The sequence below is a fragment of the Ohtaekwangia sp. genome, from assembly GCF_036786105.1.
GTDB lineage: Bacteria > Bacteroidota > Bacteroidia > Cytophagales > Cyclobacteriaceae > Ohtaekwangia.
On sequence record NZ_DAIQRQ010000044.1, the window covers coordinates 28,235 to 45,185 of the forward strand.

The following is a 16,951-nucleotide window of genomic DNA, read 5'->3' on the forward strand; positions in this document are numbered from 1 at the left end:
CTCCGGCACATCGCTGGGCAGGGTAAAGTAAAAGGTAGCACCTTCGTTTACTTTGCTTTCAGCCCATACACGGCCGCCATGTTTGGCTATTATACGCTGAACAATGGCTAACCCTACGCCCGTGCCTTCAAACTCTTTAGGACTATGCAGGCGTTGAAAAACGCCGAAGAGTTTGTCGGCATATTGCATGTTAAAGCCGGCACCGTTGTCTTTCACAAAATATACTATATCGTTTTGATCGCGATATGAGCCGATCTCTACTTCCGGACTCTCTTTCTTGGCGGAGTACTTCAGTGCATTGGAGATCAGATTAACCCATACCTGCGTCAGCAGGGATGCATCAGCCTGTATAGGAAGCAGGGTGCCGATTTTTATGTCGGCTTTATGTTGCATGGAGTCAGTAATTTCTTCGATGGTGTTTTTTACCAGCCATTCGGTATTGATGGGCGTCCGGATAATCTCTTTGCGGCCCATCTTGGAAAATTGCAGGAGGTCGTTTATGAGCGATTCCATTTTGGTGGCGTTCTTCTGAATCACGCCCAGCAATCGCAGCGCTTCCGCATCGAGTGTATCACCGTACTGTTCTCCCAACATATTGGAGAATCCGAGGAGTGCGCGCAGCGGAGCACGTAAATCGTGAGAAACAGAATATGTAAAGGATTCAAGCTCTTTGTTTACTTCTTTGAGTTGAAGAAGGTTCCGGCTCAGATCATCGTTCAATACCTTGATGCGTTCTTCCGCTTTTTGTAACGACATATTTTTTTCGAGCAACTCTTTCTTCTGTAATTGTATCTTTAGGAGCACAGATACTTTTGCAGTAGTGAGTTCCGGATCAAGTGGTTTCGACAGGTAATCAACAGCACCTTCTTCAAACCCTTTCATGATCGATTGTCGTTCTTTCTTTTCTGCTGATGCAAAAATGATTGGTATATCTTTCGTCTTTTTGTTCAGCTTGAGTGTTTGTGCTACTTCAAAGCCGTCCATTTCGGGCATTTGTACATCCAGTATAATAAGGTCGATTGCATTGTTGATCGCGATCTTCAAGGCATCGTTGCCATTGGTAGCGGTGAGGAAAGTACGCTCTGGTCTTTCCAGCAGTTGCCTGAGCGAAAATATATTCGCAGGCTTGTCATCTACCAGCAGTATAGTGACTTGTTCATTCATGTCAGCTGATCTTCATGTATATCTTTTCACGTTTGTCTATATCTTCAAAGTTCACGCGTCTGTCAGCAAAGAGAAGCGACTCTTTGTCTCCAAGTCCCAGAAATCCAAAAGCGCAGAGGCTTTCATGGAACAGATTGATCACGCGGTTCTGCAATTGCTGGTTAAAGTACATCAGCACATTGCGGCAAACAATCAATTGAAACTCGTTGAAAGACTTGTCAGCAGCAAGGTTGTGCGGTGAGAATACTACATTCGCGCGCAGCGATTTTTCAAAGAGTACCGAATTATACTTGGCTACATAATATTCCGAGAAGGCTTTTTTGCCACCTGCACGCAGGTAATTGCTGGTGTATAATTTCATACTGTCCAGCGGATATATACCTTCCCTGGCAGCCTGCAGCGATTTCTGATTAATGTCAGTAGCATATATAATCGATCGCTCCAGCAAACCTTCTTCCTTCAATAAAATAGCCAGCGAATATACTTCCTGTCCGGTAGCGCAGCCGGCAATCCAGATGCGCAGCACCGGGTAGGTGGCCAGTCGCTTTACTAACTTGGTTCGTATGCATTGATAAAAGGAGGGATCGCGAAACATTTCCGTTACCGTAATGGAAAGGTCCTGCACAAATTCTTCAAAGAACCGCTCGTCTTTCAGCAGCAGCCTCGCCAATAGGCCGGCTGTTGCTACATCATGATTTTTCATGAAATGTGTGATCCTCCGTTTTACCGTAGGCACTGCGTAGTCTGTGAAATCATAGCCATACACAAACCGGATCGACTCCAGGAGCTCTTTATATTCAGTATCGTCTATTGTGGGCGACATATATGCTACCGGTATAGCCACACGCGCATCAGCGATAGCAATTGTTCTACATTCACGGGTTTGGAAATATAGTCTGACATTCCCACGGCAAAGCACTTTTCCCGATCCTCTTTCATCGCCTTTGCAGTTAAAGCAATAATGGGAAGATTTCGAAACCTTTCAATTTTTCGTATCTCTTCTGTTGCCTCATAACCATCCATCTCCGGCATCATTACATCCATTAACACCAGGTCAATGGAATCATCCTGACGCAGCACGTCCAATGCTGTCTTACCGTTATCAGCCGTAACGCAATGCAGTCCTTCCTCTTCCAATGCATTGGTAAGCGAGTATATATTGCGCATGTCGTCATCCACCAGTAATATCTTTTTATCTGCGAGTACTTCATCCGATTTGTGAAGCTTTCGCAGAATGCGCTGTTTCTCGGTAGGTAACCTGGATTCTACCTGGTGCAGGAACAACGTTGTTTCGTCCAGCAGCCGTTCGTGTGAGTCGACCGTTTTGAGCACCACCGTGTTCGCTAATTTACCCAGCAGCGTATTTTCATCTTTCTTCAACTCACGACCAGTATATACTACCACGGGTGTTGAGTTAAGTGAGTCGGTTGTTTTAATCTTTTCCAGTAAATCAAATCCACTCATGTCGGGCAGACCGAGGTCTACAATCACGCAGTCAAATGACTCGCGGAGCATCATGTCATAAGCATCGCTTCCGCGGTAGGCGGAGAAGCATTTGATATCGCTATCGCCGATCAATTCGCCGATCGCTTTATTCTGCTGCTCGTTGTCTTCCACAATCAGCAATTTTTTGAGCTTCCGGTTGGTGAAGTTTTCAATCTTCTCAAAAGCCCCTTGAAGATCGTTTATACTTACCGGCTTGGGTATATAATCAAAAGCCCCCAATTGAAGCCCTTCAGCCCGGTGATCGTACGATGAAATGATTTGTACCGGTATATGGCGCAGCTCCGGAGTTTTCTTCAGTTGTTTCAGAACTTCTATACCATCCATTACCGGTAATTTCATGTCGAGCAGAATGGCGTCTGGTTTATAGTGCCGCGCATAGCTTAACCCTGCATTACCTTGAGTAGCGATAATGCCCTTATAGTTTCGTTCGTGAATGAAGTCGAGTAATACCCGGGCAAAGTTTTCATCGTCTTCTATAATGAGGATCACGCGGTCGTCTTCCGAAATAGAAAGCTTGTCGTCTGCTATGTTTTTTTCTTTTACCGGTTCGTGATTGTTGAATTTAATAGTGGAAGGTGTAACAGAAATCTGTTCCGGTTCCTTTTCGCGTATCTCCACCTGCTTATCCACAGACGAGCTGAACGAACTGTCGAAGTGAAGTGGAAGATATAGTATAAATGTACTTCCTTTGCCCTCTACACTTTCCAGGTGGATTTCTCCGCCCAGCGCCGCAGCAAGCTCACGACTGATGGAGAGCCCCAACCCGGTGCCGCCGTATTTTCGCTTGGTGGAACCATCAGCCTGCTGGAAGGCTTCAAATATGATATCGCGTTTGTCTTTTGGTATACCAATACCGGTGTCAGTAACTGAGAACGCAATCATGCTATTGATGGTATTGAGGTTCATATTCCGATACGTTGTATCCGCGGTAGGATAATATACAGACAATGTTACCGATCCATTGGTGCTGGTAAATTTGAATGCGTTGGATAACAGGTTCCTGAGAATCTGCTCTACCCGCAAGCGGTCGGTAACAATAGCCTGTTGCCGTATCCCGTCCGGTATATCTATGCGAAATTCTACCGATTTGTTTCGCGCTACTTCCGTAAACATCGCAGATATATCGTTTACTATATTTTTAAATGGTACATGTTCAATCTCCAATTGAAGTTTGCCGGATTCGATCTTTGAGAGGTCGAGTATTTCGTTGATCAGATTCAGGAGGTCAGTGCCCGAATTATGAATGTTGCGTGCATATTCAATTTCTTTCTCGGCTAACCGGTTGTTTTTATTTTCAGCCAGCAGTTGTGCCAGTATCAAAATGCTGTTGAGGGGTGTGCGCAGCTCGTGCGACATATTGGCGAGAAACTCGGATTTATACTTGCTGGTGGTTTCTATTTCCCGTGCTTTCGCTTCAAGGTTCGCTTTGGCGTCTTCCAGCTTTTCTTTCTGCTCTTCCAGCAGGTTCGATTTCTCTTCCAGCTCGGCATTGACCTGTTGCAATTCTGCCTGCTGTGCCTTTAACTCCGTTTCCGATTGCTCTAATAGCTCTGTTTTCGCCTGCAGCGCATCGTTCGCCTGGCGTAGCTCTTCCTGTTGTGTTTCCAGTTCTTCACCTTGCCGTTGTGTTTCTTCCAGCAGCTCACTGGCTTTATCACGCGCCTGTGAAGATGTAATGGCAATCGCTATACTATCCGATACAAGCTGTGCATATTGTTGGTGTAGCTCTGTAAAGGTTCGAAGGCTGCCAAGCTCAACCACGCCGATAACATTTCCTTCGAATATAAAAGGTGTTACCAGGATACTATGAGGACGCAGTGTACCAAAACCTGTTGGCACCTGAAGGCTGTGTGTACCAATATCATGCAGAAGAATCATTTTTTTATCAGCAGCGGCCTGACCCACCGCGCCTTCACCAAACCTGACCGGGCTTATCGTGCGCTCGTCTACCGAGAAGCTGCCGGCAGGCGAAAGAGTATGCGAATGTTCATCTACAAAGTATATTACACCCATATCAGCCTGGAGATAAGCGGTGAGGTGATGGATAATAATATTTGCGAGCTCTTTGGGCCGCTGGTTGCCCTGTATACTTTTAACAAGGTCGCGATTGCCTTGCAGGCTCCAGTTTCGTACTGCGGCTTCTGTTTCTGCTCTTCGCAGGGCACTGAGATTGGCGGTGATGAGTAAATATACGATCAACAGCACAGCGGCAATCACTACAATCAGAATAATAAACACCATATTAAAGTCACGGCCGTCCTGTTCGCTCTTTGCCTCGCGTACCATGAGTAGCTGGCGTTCTCTACTTCGGCAGGTGTCGAGTATGGCTCTGATCTCGTCTACCTGTTGCTTGGTTTCTCCCGAGCGGAGCATTTGTTCTGCCTGAGTTTTATTTACTTTGCGAAGCGCTATATATTGCTCCAGTGTTTTAATATGCTCGAGCGAAATACGTTCAAGTCGTTCAACGTTGTTTCGTTGAACAGGATTGTCGGACGTAAGCTCCTTTATTCGCTTAAAATGTTGTGGAAGCCCGGAACGTGAATTGTAAAACGTGGTGAGATAATCGTCATCGCCCAACAGGGTATATCCGCGGCCGCCATTTTGTGCTTCCAGTGTAGCAACCAGAATCTGGTCGAACTCATATAGCACTTCGCGCGTGTGGTTAACCCATTTGTTTGTGTTAACAAACTTTTCGCTGTTGTTGAAGGAGATTACGGCTACTGCGAGCAATATGGATGAGCATAGAACAAAGCCGATAAGAATCTTCCGGTCAAGTGTTAATTTCATGATGTATACCAGGTTCCGGTTAAAAAAATAGTTAATCAGTTAACACAACGGCAACGCTTCAATCCGGAATCCCGATTCGTAATGCTAACTGCCCGCCAAGGGTTAGGGACTTCATTAAATATACAGCAAAGGATATTAAACATCAAGTAAAAAACAGTGCCGTTGCCGTTGCGGTATTGTTTTAGGTTTACTGCAGGGGAGAATATTGCGATTAACATGAACTTACGCTGTATTACAATGTCACTACGATACTTCACAAGGGGAAATGAACCAGGGAATGATTTTTTGCGAAAACAGACCGTCCGTTAAAACGCGGATGTACACCGCTGTAATGGATGTGCGGCTCACCTTGATAAATGTTGTATTTACCTCAAATCAATGTTATATCAGAAGAATTCAATTACCAAACCGTTATACTGCCAATTAATTCCTGTTAACACGGATTATGGCGCAAAAGCTCCTTCAAACAGTTTTTAGAACGGATAGTTTCAGCATCCCCGGGGTGTGCGATCCGTTTGCCCCTTCAAGTTCGATTAGCCTGTGATTTAACATTGTTTTAACGTATAACTAAACCATGTCTCCCTATGCAACGCAAACAATTTTTGAAAAGCCTCGGACTAGGAAGTTTAGTGCTGCCTTTGTTGCACCAGGCTTGCAGTAAAGATGATGATCCGTCTGCAAATTCTGACAGCTGCACATCCACCTCATCGGAGACAGCAGGCCCTTTTCCTACGAAAAATCCTTCTACCCTGGAGATGGTCGATATTCGTTCTGACAGAACCGGGTTACCCTTTACAATCAAGATCACGATTCAAAATAAAAACAACAGTTGTGCTGCGCTACAGGGCGCCATTGTAGATATATGGCATTGTGATAAAGACGGATACTACTCTGAATACGGAGGCACATCGATGCAGACAGTGGATTATACTTCCGTGCATTTTTTGCGTGGTCGTCAGGTAACCGACAGCAGTGGTCTTGTAGGATTTACTTCTATATTTCCCGGCTGGTACTCATCACGGGCACCCCATATTCACGTGCATGTATACAATGCCGCCGGTACATCCTTACTGGTAACACAAATTGCTTTCCCTTCTGATGTAACGGATCAGGTATATACTACCGCCACCCAGTATTATACTAAAGGAAAGCAGGATACTTATAATGCTACGGATAGCGTATTCTCTGATTCTGTGGCAAATGAGCTGGCAACAGTTACCGGAAACACTACCGATGGTTACGTGCTTACACATACCATTGTAGTAAGTGCTTAAATATATCTCGTAACATTCGTTTCATGTTTAGGTTTGGAAATCTATGAAAGGTCTGATCCGTATTTGTTATACCAAGATCATCGATGCAACTTCGGGTGGTACGTGGGAGAAGCTTCTCTTTGAAGATACGTATCGCGAGTTCTTCATGCAGGCGCAATTCTTCGATCAACAAAAACAATATCATACATTTCGGGAGATATTGGAGCATAACGCGAAGGCCGATCAGTTACATTACCTGGTGAGCACTGCGGCGATAGGATACCTGCGGCAACTGAACGGACGCATTCCGGACATTATGAATGCATCGGGCAAGCTTTGCCTGTTGTTCAGGAATTTTCGCTTCGAGATCGTACATTCTCACGTAAAAGAAAAAGGACATCATAAAGTGGCGATTCATTTTTTCAGCGAACCGCTCACCTGGTTCGATACAATAGGAAACCAGGTGTTGTTTGCCGAAGGCGATCAGCGTGAGGCTTGTAACAACGGTACAATGATTGAAACCGATATGCTGGCGATGGGGCCGAACCTGCGCATCAGTTCATTTCAACCGTTGGTTCAGCCTGTGCAGCATATTGAAGCACGCGAAACTATAATCCCTGCAGTAAACGAAGCGGTATGATTACACAAACAAAAGCTACTATATATCTGTCTGACAAACGCGGTTGCACACAGCAAGACTGGTTCCGCAGTTATCATACATTCAACTCCGGAGTATATTTTGAAGAGAGCCGAAAGCCCTTTGGTAATCTGAGAGAGTTTAATGACGATACTTTGAAGGGCGGTTGCACGGTTTCGAAATATAGCGAGGAACATTCGTGTGTATTATTGATGCCTGTTGTAGGTACTTTGAATTATAGCGCGGAGACTGCTACAGGCGCTATAGAACCAGGACAGGTAGCAGTTATCTCTCTGCCGAAGCAAACGCGATTGGACATCACAAATCCTTATCAGGAAGAGTTGATCAATTTTTTGCAGATACGGTTATCAGTGCCGGATACCGACGGCCCGTCTGGTATAGTTGAATTTGATCTCGATGCACAACACGGAAATCGTATACCGTTTCTTCCTGCTTTCGCTTCTATTGGAAAGTATAAGGGCAGGGGAGAAGATGTGTTGTTCGTGAAAGATGCCGCTGACAGCGGTGTGTTTGTTTTTGTGCTTGAAGGAGCATTTGAAGTACAAAACCGGTTATTGCATCCCCGCGATGGACTTGCGTTGTGGCATGTGTCGGAGGTTGAATACGAGGCGCTTTCCAATGATGCCATTATACTCCTGCTACAAGTCAAACTATAGATTTTTAGATAGGAAATACAAAGGCACAACCGTAATGGCTGTGCCTTTTGGTTTAAGGAAGTATATTATATATAACTATGTGTTGATAACAGACCCACCGTTGGGGTGCAATACCTGCCCGCTAAAAAAGGAACCCTCCTTCGAAGCAAGGAACACATACGATGGTGCAATTTCAACAGGTTGTGCCGGACGGCCAAGCGGTGTATCCTTTCCGAACTTTTCAACCTTTTCATCGTTGAATGATGCCGGAATCAGCGGTGTCCACACCGGGCCGGGAGCAACAGCGTTCACACGAATTCCCTTTTCAACCAGCGATTGTGAAAGACTGCGGGTAAACGCTACAATAGCGCCTTTGGTAGAAGAGTAATCCATCAATGTCTGATTTCCCTTATACGCTGTTACCGATGCAGTATTAATAATGCTGGAACCTTCCTGTAAATGTGGCACGGTATATTTAACCATATAGAAGTAGGCGAATATATTTACCCGGAAGGTATACTCCCATTGTTCTGCCGATATAGATTCTACATTCTGTTGTTCATATTGCACCGCTGCGTTGTTTACGAGTATATCGATACGCTTGAAGCGTTCGAGTGTAAGGTCCACAATATTTTTGCAGTTAACCTCCTGCGAAACGTCTGTGGGAATGAGCAACGCCTCTTTTCCGTACTTGCGTATGGCAGCGGCAGTTTCTTCTGCATCCTCATGCTCATCGAGGTATGCAATGGCAACATCAGCGCCTTCTTTTGCAAATTGTATAGCTACTGCGCGACCAATGCCCGAATCGCCCCCGGTAATAATCGCCACCTTGCCTTTCAGGCGTCCGTAGCCTTCATCGTCTGAATCGTAGATAGGGCGCGGTGTCATTTCCTGTTCAATACCGGGTTGCCGTTCCTGGTGCTGCGGCTTTACCGGTGGTGGATTTTTGATCATGGTTGTTTCCATAGTATTTTATTTATATAAGTATATATGTTTAATATCGGAACTGTGCAGCAATGCTGCTGTCGGCAGGCATCTTCTCTTTTTCAAGAATATGCACTTCGCCTCCGGTGAGTATTGTTTTGATAACGGCTTTGTTCAGCAGACATTCATCGCCCGGCTGTTGCGTGTCATGAATGGTAAGCTTGTTAGCCATTTCATCAAACGTTCCCCAGATATGTTCATTTTGCTGAACGAACAAGTGAGCCACACGTCCGTAGTAAGCAGCCGGTATAACATCTGCCGGTATAGAGGATGTAAGATCGGTAGCAGATTGATTGGCATAGCTGGCCAGTGCCTTTTGATGTCGCTCGTTGAAATACGGAGTCATCACTTCCAGCGCGCGCTGGTGAAGCGTGTGTATATCTTCATGCTCGTAACTGCCGGTAAGATTTTCAGAACAAATATTCTTGTAGCCCGCAATAGAACGATATATAGGCAACAGGTAATCAACGCCTGCAAGAAGCAGGGGTACATTTTCCTTGTTCAGTAAATTTTCCCACAGCGTTTCATCTACTTCTTCCAGATATAAGGCGATGTTTTCCTTTTCGTCAGGTTTGCCGGCACCTACACCGTGGTAATTGGCTCCGCCTCCGGCACCGCTGCTGCCCGTGCGCCATAAATTCTGGTCGTCTTTTTCTTCAAAGTGTACCACATCATCTATACCTCTGGGTAATTCAGGTACAGGTATATGTTGTATGTTGAATTGGTCTACCCTGAATATTTTGGACTGTTTTTTACTGATTACAAGCAGGTAAAAATATTCGCGGGCGGTTATCAGCGGAATAAGCGGATGGAGGAAGAACGATGGCCCCATGAGCAACGCTTCCGGCGGTGCGATGGGTAATTTTATGTACTGAAACAGATCGTTCGAAATGAAAACAGCAAGTCCCTGCGATTGTGTTTGCCAGAAGGTATCATTCTTCAAAAGCTCATAACCGGGGGCTAGCATGCGAGCCGCAGAGGTTTCATCTATACCCACCTGGCGAAGCTGCGCCATAGTTTGCTGCAGTATATTTTTAAACGCAATAAGATCCTGTTTCTCGTTCACTTCAACGCCTGACGGATGCGTGTGCAGGTAGGCAGTAATGTATATATCTGCCTGGTGATTGGCCAGTTGCTCGAACAGCGACCTGGTAAGCGTACCCGAATGCTCCAGCCCTGCCGTTGTATCGGTGCCGCTACTGCCGTTTTCATAGGAGGTAAATGACGACTCCGCTTTTTTGGAAGCCGGTCTGCTATATGTTCTGGCAGACCTGCCTTCCGTTGCATTTTCCGTATGCTTATCTACATTGCGATTAGGATGTCGCACGCGTACATTGGCAGGCATCTCTTCCGGACCATCGGTATATTTTTCGGCGGTCTCAAGGTATTGATCCAGTGCACCATCTTCTTTTAAATGTAATTCAACACTGTTCTCCTTACCCAACCCAGATGGCTTTCCTTTTGATGGATGGAATTTTCCTTCTCTGTCTTTTCCCATAATCCGTAGTGTTTTTTACAGCGCAGGGTAAATTATTATACCGCTGCACATATACGAAATGGGGAAGTGAGCGCCCGATAGGGTGGTAGTTGTTTTCTACATTTTGCGGAAGTGCAGAAATTTATCGGCTATTGCTGCCCTGTTGTTTTGTAACGGCTCTTTTCAATTCGATCGTCAAGATATTTCAGGTGAAAAACCGTCATGGCATCTTTGGTTTTCGGAATAGCTCTTCGCAGTCGCAGCTGTATATCGTTCAGTTTATTTTTGATCAATGCGTCTGCATCTGATAATGCGGTGCTGTTCTTCGAGAGTTCTATCATCTTATCGACATAATACCGTTGCAAATACCGGCGGTATACACCTACGGTGCTATAGGTGGCCAGCTCCGTCCACATAGCCTGATCGAGATCGTCAAGATAATTAATGAGACGATACGCTTTTGTGTCGTACATGGCTTCTGTTTCTGCCAGTTTAGTCAGCGTGCTGTAGCTCAATAAACTGTTCAGCACCATTTCCTGCGATTGCCCGATAATCTGCGTAGCGCTTTGCCCCACGCGTGCCAGGATTACCGTGTCGAGTAACCACAGCGGTGGCTGAAATATATTCTTGTTTAGAAAATTTATAGCTTCACGCTGAAGCGTTACGGGCACCACGCGATATACAGGCCCAATCTGTTCGCTCGACTTGATGGTTTCATACGTGCCGCCGATATAAGCGGTAACGTGATTGAGATAGTTATTATATTGGTTGATAACACCATTATACATCTGGTTCAGATTCTTATAGCCTTCATTGGGCACATACGTCCACGCGTTGAGTCGGGGTACGATGCGCTGCAGGTTTTTTATACCGTACTCTCCGGCTTTCATCGCGTTATCGCCAAGATCTTCGGTTTGTACGCGCGGATCATCGGTTGAAAATTCAGATGCATACCAGAGCTGCTGGTCTTTCATTTTTTCTACAATCGCTCCATTCAGAAAGGGAATCTCATTCTCAGACGAAGGTATATCCGGGTAATACCGGTATCCATACTCAATTGCCCATAAGTCATATTTACCGATACGGGCAATGAGCCCGCGCTCCGTTACGCTGTCTTGCGGCTGTGCTACATAATTGAAGCGTGAGTAATCCATAATAGAAGGTGTATGCCCATTTTTTTCCAGCCATTCACGATCCCGCAACTTTTCAACAGGCACGGTAGCACTAGCACCAAAGTTGTGCGTAAGGCCGAGCGAGTGACCAACTTCATGTGAGGCAACTGAACGTATCAATTCACCCATCAGATCATCATCAAATTTCATTTTCTGCGCGCGGGGGTCACTGGCACCACATTGCACCATATACCAGTCGTGCAGTATCGACATCAGGTTGTGATACCAGTTAATATGACTCTCCAGTATTTCACCACTGCGCGGATCGGTTACAATCGGGCCGGCTGCATTTGCGATAGATGAAGGTTTATATACAATAGCTGAGTGTCGAGAGTCTTCCAGGCTCCAGTCCGGATCAACGTCCGGGCTAGGCGCCTCACGGGCCAGAATAGCATTTTTAAATCCAGCCTTTTCAAATGCTACCTGCCAGTCTTCTATGCCTTGCTTTAAATAAGGTACCCATTTTTTTGGCGTGGCCGGATCAATATAGTATACAATGGGTTTCTGCGGTTCCACGAGTTCGCCTCGTTTATACTTGGCCATGTCTTCCGGCCTGGGTTCCAGGCGCCATCGCTTGATGTAGTTAATGATCTTTACACCTTGCGGATTGGCATCATAGTCGGTGTAGCGCTCAGCAAAGTAGCCTACCCTGCGATCGGCAAAACGTTTTCGCATCGGTTTCTTCGGAAGCAGCACAAGCGATGTGTTCAGTTCGAGTGTAATCGTATTGTCGCTCGTGGATTCGCTATATGTTTTAATGGTGCGTATTTCCAGGTTGACGGGATATGAGTTAATGTCTTTGATGTAGCACATGTTAGACAGCAATTCGCCGATGTGCATGGTTTTGCGTGAGGCTGCGTTGAAAAAAAGTATATCGTTGCTGCCGTTAATATAATCGGTTACTTCAATAACGCTTCCTTTGCCTCCCGGTGAATAGGCTCCAATACCAAACGCCGCTACCAGGGGTTGCAGGTTAGAACGGATTACTGCGTTAAACATGGAGTTGGTACTGTCGCCCGCATTTTCCTGGTAGGTAATGCGTCTTAAAAACAATTTATGCGATGGTCCTTTTTCAAAACGAATAATGGTGTTACCGATCTGATCGCCTGCATACCCGATATATTCCTGGCGCACACCCGCTGCACCTTGCGCAATGCGACTTACTACCAGCAGGTCGCGGCCCAGCAAACTATCGGGTATTTCAAAATAATATTTGTCATCTACTTTATGCACGGTGAATACACCTTTTCGTGTGATGGCATTCGGCTTAATGATGCTATAATATTTGCTAGGTGCGGTGAGCTGCGTGTTTCCGGCAGGAACTGAAGACGGAGTTTCGACAGTATCTCTGCGAATGGTGTCTTGCAGCAAGAGCTGATTCGCCAGCGGAGATATAGCCGTGTCTGGTGTAATAACGGCTGGACTTTGTACCGGATTTTGGGCAACTGCCAGAACAGATGAACAGAAACCAAGTATGAGAATGAGAATTTTTCGCATGACTATACATGGATTTACGATAGCGAATATAACTTATTTGCGTGGAAAGAGGTTCTCAGGTTGATCTGCTTTTTAAACACATACATCGAAAAAACTAAACTGACGCATTTTCCTACAATTGCTGAAAAAAGGTGTACAGTATATTCCTCAATACATGCTAAACGCAGCTGTTGGCTATTATTGGATAATCGGGCACAGTTTTGTTTTTAAAATGGTGTATAAAAACAATTATTAATTTTTAACTAATTATTTCAGTGCTATGAAAAAAGTAATGTTATTTTTTGCCGGAGTGTTTATGATAGGCATTGCGGCAGTGAATGCTCAGGATTCAACTCGTACCAGCCAGCCTGCAACACAACAACCATCTGTAACGCAGCCATCACAGAGCTCATCACAAACACAACCATCTGATCAGTATAATCAGAAGGATTACACCATGATCAAGTCGAATGAAGTACCATCTTCATTGCGCACAACATTGAAAGGTTCTGAATATACCGGCTGGGAAAGCGGTCAGGTGTATCGTAACAAGACCAACAATGGATACCTTGTTCGTGTGGGTTCAGGTGATGAAACCAAGAACTATTACTTCGACAGAAGTGGTAAGAGAATTCAGGATCCAGGCAGCAGCGGTTCAACAAAACCGTAATGAAAAGTCGTTCTGGATTTAAAATGAAGTCGATAAAAAAGCCGGCAGGTATACCTGTCGGCTTTTTTATTTCAGGATGCTATACTTTGCACCCGCAGGTTAGGCCGGAATATTCGGCTGCACTTTGTTTATTCGCCTGCGAATGAATCGGAGGTAAATGACAGTGATGCCGGCAGCAAGTAATATCGGCCATATATAGGCGAGTGCTATTACAATAACTTCCAAACCTTCCAGGCCTGTACCCAGTGCGTTGTGAAGACGATCGAGCAGTGTAACAGCATCTGCCGAAGTGATTTCCTGCGAGATAGTCTGATAAAATTCCAGTTCGATCGTACTATAACTCACCTGGTCTTTCAAATAATTGATGCGACTCACGGTAGCTTCAATCTCTTCGTGAAGCTGACCGATCTGTTGTTCGGCTTGCATCAGTTCTTCAATGGTGCCGGCTTTCGCCCGCAGAATATCCATATAGCGTTGCTCTACTTCGCGTTTGGTGCGCAGGCGTGATTCGAGATCAACAAATTCTTTGGATACATCGTCTGTCTTTACATCACGGAAGTTAACAAACTTAGCTTCCAGGTCTATATCCTTTAACAGGTCAGCGAAATATTCACTCTGCACACGAATAGTGATCTTGTTTTCCAGGATGGGATTATCCAATCGTAAGTTAGACGATGAAATGTAGGCGGGATACTTTCGGATAGCGTTTTCTATATTCTCGGTTGACTTCTTTACGTTGTCAACTTCAAAGCGATAATGCACGTCTTTGATAATCTTTAGCTTGCCGCTTGTGTAAAGATCGGAAGGAGGATTGGGAGCGGAGGCGAGTTGTGCTTTGGTGAGCACATCGGTTGCATCTATTGAATCGGCAGCGACATCAGCTTCGGCCAATTTTTTAGCGCCACAGCTCATGACAAGGCATGACAATACCAGAAAGACATATACTATGTTTTTCATATCAGAAGAATTTTTAAATGGTTGAGAGAAAGAGATAATTAGGGAATGACGCGGCAAAGTGCTACCGGTAAACACGCCTTACGTGCCATTCATTTGTAGCAGACTACTGTGTAAATACTTTTAGAAGGAAGAGAAATTTGGGAGTGAGACTCCGGTGTACATCCGCGCGGAAAGTGATTTCTGAGGGCCGAGGTCAGAAATGAGAGAATGAGAAAGGCTGACCAGTTTTTGCCAGTCAGCCTCTTGGTTTCTTAATGATGAGCTGTTGAATCAGCAGGTGCTGTCGCAGTGCTATCAACAGGAGTTGTAGCAGCGCTATCAACAGGAGCAGCTTCTACGGCAGCAGAATCAGCTGTAGTTGAAGAAGACTCTTCTGTTTTCTTAGGCTGACAAGCAACTACAAATGAGAAAACTAAAGCTGCAAGAGCAAGTTTAACTGTGTTTTTCATGACTTATTGGTTTAAAAATTTCCCTTCATACTGGAATTTTCCAAAGGTCACCCACGGTAAAACATATTTTTCTTTGGGTTACCTTCGCAGCACTTTTGTATAAAATCGACCTTATAACGTGGCGTATTACTTTGACGAGCTGATTGTAGCAGAAATCAGAAATAAAAATGAAGTGGCGCTCCGGGAGCTCTACAAATCGCATTATCCGATGGTGCTGAACCTGATCCGGTCTAATAACGGCACGGAGCAGGAAGCCAAAGATGTTTACCAGGAGGCCGTAATCGCGTTTTACGAAAGAGTGCAGCAAGAGGGTTTTGTGCTCACCTGCAAGATCAGCACATACCTCTACGCGGTGTGCAGAAGATTGTGGCTGAAGCGATTGGGCGAGAAGAAGCGATACCACGGCAATATCGAGGAAACGGAAACTTTTCTCGGTATTGAAGAGGAGATGGAAACAGTTGAAGAGAACGAAATGAAGTTCGAGCGTATGCGCGAATCCCTCAGTGGCCTGGGTGAACCTTGCCGCAGCATACTCGAAGACTTCTATATCCGCGATCTGTCGATGGAAGCCATCAGCACTAAGTTCGGCTATACCAATGCCGATAATGCGAAGAACCAAAAATATAAATGCCTGCAGCGCTTGAAGAAATTATTTTTTGCAACGTATAAAGAAGACCCCTCATGAATCCCGAACAATCTCTCTACGAATTACTGGACAACTATGCTTCCGGCAGATTATCACCGGAGGAAGCTGCGTCCGTAGAATATAAATTACAGCACGACCCGGAGTTTCGCCGCAAGGCAGAGCAACACCGGGTATTTCGCGATGCCATGAAGTTTTACGGCCATCGCAATCAACTGAAAGAAATACTCGAACAGACACATCAGGAGATCGAAGCCGCCGATGCAACGGTACCGGTAGTGGCCATGCCGTCTACCGGCTGGAAGAAATACTGGCCGATGACGGCTGTAGCGGCATCTGTGGCATTCTTGAGTATACTCGGAACACTGTGGATGACGCGCTCGCTGGAAACAAAACAAACCGCTATCTATAAAGAGCTGCGCAGAAACGTTGATCAGATCAAGCGCTCACAAAAAATAATGATGGAAGACATAGCGGAAACGAAAGACCGCTCCAAACCCATTCCCGGAAAATATGCGGGCACCGGATTTCTGATCTCCGCCAATGGATATGTAGCCACCAGCTATCACGTTGTAAAAGAAGCAGACTCTATATTTATTGAAAATGAGAAATTTGGCCGCCAGAAAGTAGCAGTTGTGTTGCGAGATCAGGCTAACGATATAGCGGTATTGCGCATCGAACACGACTCGGTTACCAGCGTGACGCGCACACTGCCCTATACCATTGTGAAGGGAGAAGCAAACCTGGGAGAACGCGTATTTACACTTGGCTTTCCGCGGGAAGACATTGTGTTTGGCGAAGGATCGATCAGCGCTTCCACAGGCTTTAGTCAGAATCCCAATGCATACCAGGTTTCGGTACCAGTAAATCCTGGTAACAGTGGTGGACCATTGTTTAACGAGAGTGGTGACCTGGTCGGCATCATCAGTGGTATACAAACCGAAACAACGAGTGCAGCGTTCGCGATTAAATCGTCTGTCATTTCGGATGTAATTACCGCTGCAGCCCTCGATACACTCGAAAGACCTTTGATACTCCCGAAATACAACACCCTCAAAAATTCCAACCGTGTGCAGCAGGTGAAACGCTGGAGAGATTATGTGTTTATGGTGCAGGTGTA

14 protein-coding genes are annotated in these 16,951 nt (G+C 45.5%); 6 read left to right on the forward strand and 8 right to left on the reverse strand.

Annotated features, from left to right (window positions below):
- The 3 genes from V7Q33_RS16580 to V7Q33_RS16590 form a co-directional block, all read right to left on the reverse strand.
- Positions 1-1,164 (reverse strand): sensor histidine kinase (locus tag V7Q33_RS16580; RefSeq protein WP_333820535.1); only part of this gene is annotated, 1,164 nt, incomplete at its 3' end.
- A 1-nt stretch (position 1,165) separates the two neighbouring features.
- Positions 1,166-1,987, reverse strand: a complete 822-nt coding sequence (locus tag V7Q33_RS16585) for a CheR family methyltransferase (protein WP_331979561.1) — start codon at positions 1,985-1,987, stop codon at positions 1,166-1,168.
- A 5-nt stretch (positions 1,988-1,992) separates the two neighbouring features.
- Positions 1,993-5,457, reverse strand: a complete 3,465-nt coding sequence (locus V7Q33_RS16590; RefSeq protein ID WP_331979563.1) for a response regulator — start codon at positions 5,455-5,457, stop codon at positions 1,993-1,995.
- 584 nt (positions 5,458-6,041) lie between these two features.
- Here V7Q33_RS16590 and V7Q33_RS16595 point away from each other — a divergent pair.
- From V7Q33_RS16595 to V7Q33_RS16605, 3 genes are read left to right on the forward strand one after another with little or no spacing between them, the layout of a single operon-like run.
- Complete coding sequence (locus V7Q33_RS16595) at positions 6,042-6,731, forward strand: dioxygenase family protein (protein WP_333820536.1); 690 nt, start codon at positions 6,042-6,044, stop codon at positions 6,729-6,731.
- Positions 6,732-6,774: 43 nt separating this feature from the next.
- On the forward strand, positions 6,775-7,350 hold the full coding sequence (locus tag V7Q33_RS16600; RefSeq protein WP_333820537.1) for a hypothetical protein: 576 nt from the start codon (positions 6,775-6,777) through the stop codon (positions 7,348-7,350).
- Positions 7,347-8,024, forward strand: a complete 678-nt coding sequence (locus V7Q33_RS16605) for a pirin family protein (protein ID WP_333820538.1) — start codon at positions 7,347-7,349, stop codon at positions 8,022-8,024. The genes V7Q33_RS16600 and V7Q33_RS16605 overlap by 4 nt, the downstream gene beginning before the upstream one ends.
- Positions 8,025-8,099: 75 nt before the next feature.
- Here the strand turns inward: V7Q33_RS16605 and V7Q33_RS16610 are convergent, their stop codons facing one another.
- From V7Q33_RS16610 to V7Q33_RS16620, 3 genes are all read right to left on the reverse strand, one after another.
- On the reverse strand, positions 8,100-8,969 hold the full coding sequence (locus V7Q33_RS16610; RefSeq protein ID WP_331979571.1) for an SDR family oxidoreductase: 870 nt from the start codon (positions 8,967-8,969) through the stop codon (positions 8,100-8,102).
- A 28-nt stretch (positions 8,970-8,997) separates the two neighbouring features.
- The gene (locus tag V7Q33_RS16615) at positions 8,998-10,485 is read right to left on the reverse strand and encodes a baeRF7 domain-containing protein (protein ID WP_331979572.1); all 1,488 of its coding nucleotides are present in this window, start codon (positions 10,483-10,485) and stop codon (positions 8,998-9,000) included.
- A gap of 128 nt (positions 10,486-10,613) precedes the next feature.
- Positions 10,614-13,133: a zinc-dependent metalloprotease gene (locus V7Q33_RS16620; protein ID WP_333820539.1), complete on the reverse strand. Its 2,520-nt coding sequence runs from the start codon at positions 13,131-13,133 to the stop codon at positions 10,614-10,616.
- Positions 13,134-13,392: 259 nt separating this feature from the next.
- On the opposite strand from V7Q33_RS16620, the gene V7Q33_RS16625 reads away from it, so the two are divergent.
- Positions 13,393-13,782 carry a hypothetical protein gene (locus tag V7Q33_RS16625; protein ID WP_331979576.1) on the forward strand — a complete coding sequence of 130 codons (390 nt, stop codon included), beginning with the start codon at positions 13,393-13,395 and terminating at the stop codon, positions 13,780-13,782.
- 99 nt (positions 13,783-13,881) lie between these two features.
- On the opposite strand, the gene V7Q33_RS16630 is transcribed toward V7Q33_RS16625, so the two are convergent.
- Together V7Q33_RS16630 and V7Q33_RS16635 are read right to left on the reverse strand one after the other, a co-directional pair.
- On the reverse strand, positions 13,882-14,739 hold the full coding sequence (locus V7Q33_RS16630; RefSeq protein ID WP_333820540.1) for a DUF4349 domain-containing protein: 858 nt from the start codon (positions 14,737-14,739) through the stop codon (positions 13,882-13,884).
- Positions 14,740-14,990: 251 nt separating this feature from the next.
- Positions 14,991-15,188: a hypothetical protein gene (locus V7Q33_RS16635; protein ID WP_331979580.1), complete on the reverse strand. Its 198-nt coding sequence runs from the start codon at positions 15,186-15,188 to the stop codon at positions 14,991-14,993.
- Positions 15,189-15,306: 118 nt separating this feature from the next.
- Between V7Q33_RS16635 and V7Q33_RS16640 the strand changes: the two genes are divergently transcribed.
- Positions 15,307-15,873 carry an RNA polymerase sigma factor gene (locus V7Q33_RS16640; RefSeq protein ID WP_331979582.1) on the forward strand — a complete coding sequence of 189 codons (567 nt, stop codon included), beginning with the start codon at positions 15,307-15,309 and terminating at the stop codon, positions 15,871-15,873.
- Positions 15,870-16,951: trypsin-like peptidase domain-containing protein (locus V7Q33_RS16645; RefSeq protein ID WP_333820541.1), on the forward strand; the 1,082-nt coding region annotated here is incomplete at its 3' end. The genes V7Q33_RS16640 and V7Q33_RS16645, both read left to right, overlap by 4 nt.

Coding starts and splice junctions, on each gene's coding strand:
- V7Q33_RS16585 (WP_331979561.1), bottom strand. CDS start 1,987: ATGTCGCCCACAATAGACGATACTGAATATAAAGAGCTCCTGGAGTCG.
- V7Q33_RS16590 (WP_331979563.1), bottom strand. CDS start 5,457: ATGAAATTAACACTTGACCGGAAGATTCTTATCGGCTTTGTTCTATGC.
- V7Q33_RS16595 (WP_333820536.1), top strand. CDS start 6,042: ATGCAACGCAAACAATTTTTGAAAAGCCTCGGACTAGGAAGTTTAGTG.
- V7Q33_RS16600 (WP_333820537.1), top strand. CDS start 6,775: ATGAAAGGTCTGATCCGTATTTGTTATACCAAGATCATCGATGCAACT.
- V7Q33_RS16605 (WP_333820538.1), top strand. CDS start 7,347: ATGATTACACAAACAAAAGCTACTATATATCTGTCTGACAAACGCGGT.
- V7Q33_RS16610 (WP_331979571.1), bottom strand. CDS start 8,969: ATGGAAACAACCATGATCAAAAATCCACCACCGGTAAAGCCGCAGCAC.
- V7Q33_RS16615 (WP_331979572.1), bottom strand. CDS start 10,485: ATGGGAAAAGACAGAGAAGGAAAATTCCATCCATCAAAAGGAAAGCCA.
- V7Q33_RS16620 (WP_333820539.1), bottom strand. CDS start 13,133: ATGCGAAAAATTCTCATTCTCATACTTGGTTTCTGTTCATCTGTTCTG.
- V7Q33_RS16625 (WP_331979576.1), top strand. CDS start 13,393: ATGAAAAAAGTAATGTTATTTTTTGCCGGAGTGTTTATGATAGGCATT.
- V7Q33_RS16630 (WP_333820540.1), bottom strand. CDS start 14,739: ATGAAAAACATAGTATATGTCTTTCTGGTATTGTCATGCCTTGTCATG.
- V7Q33_RS16635 (WP_331979580.1), bottom strand. CDS start 15,188: ATGAAAAACACAGTTAAACTTGCTCTTGCAGCTTTAGTTTTCTCATTT.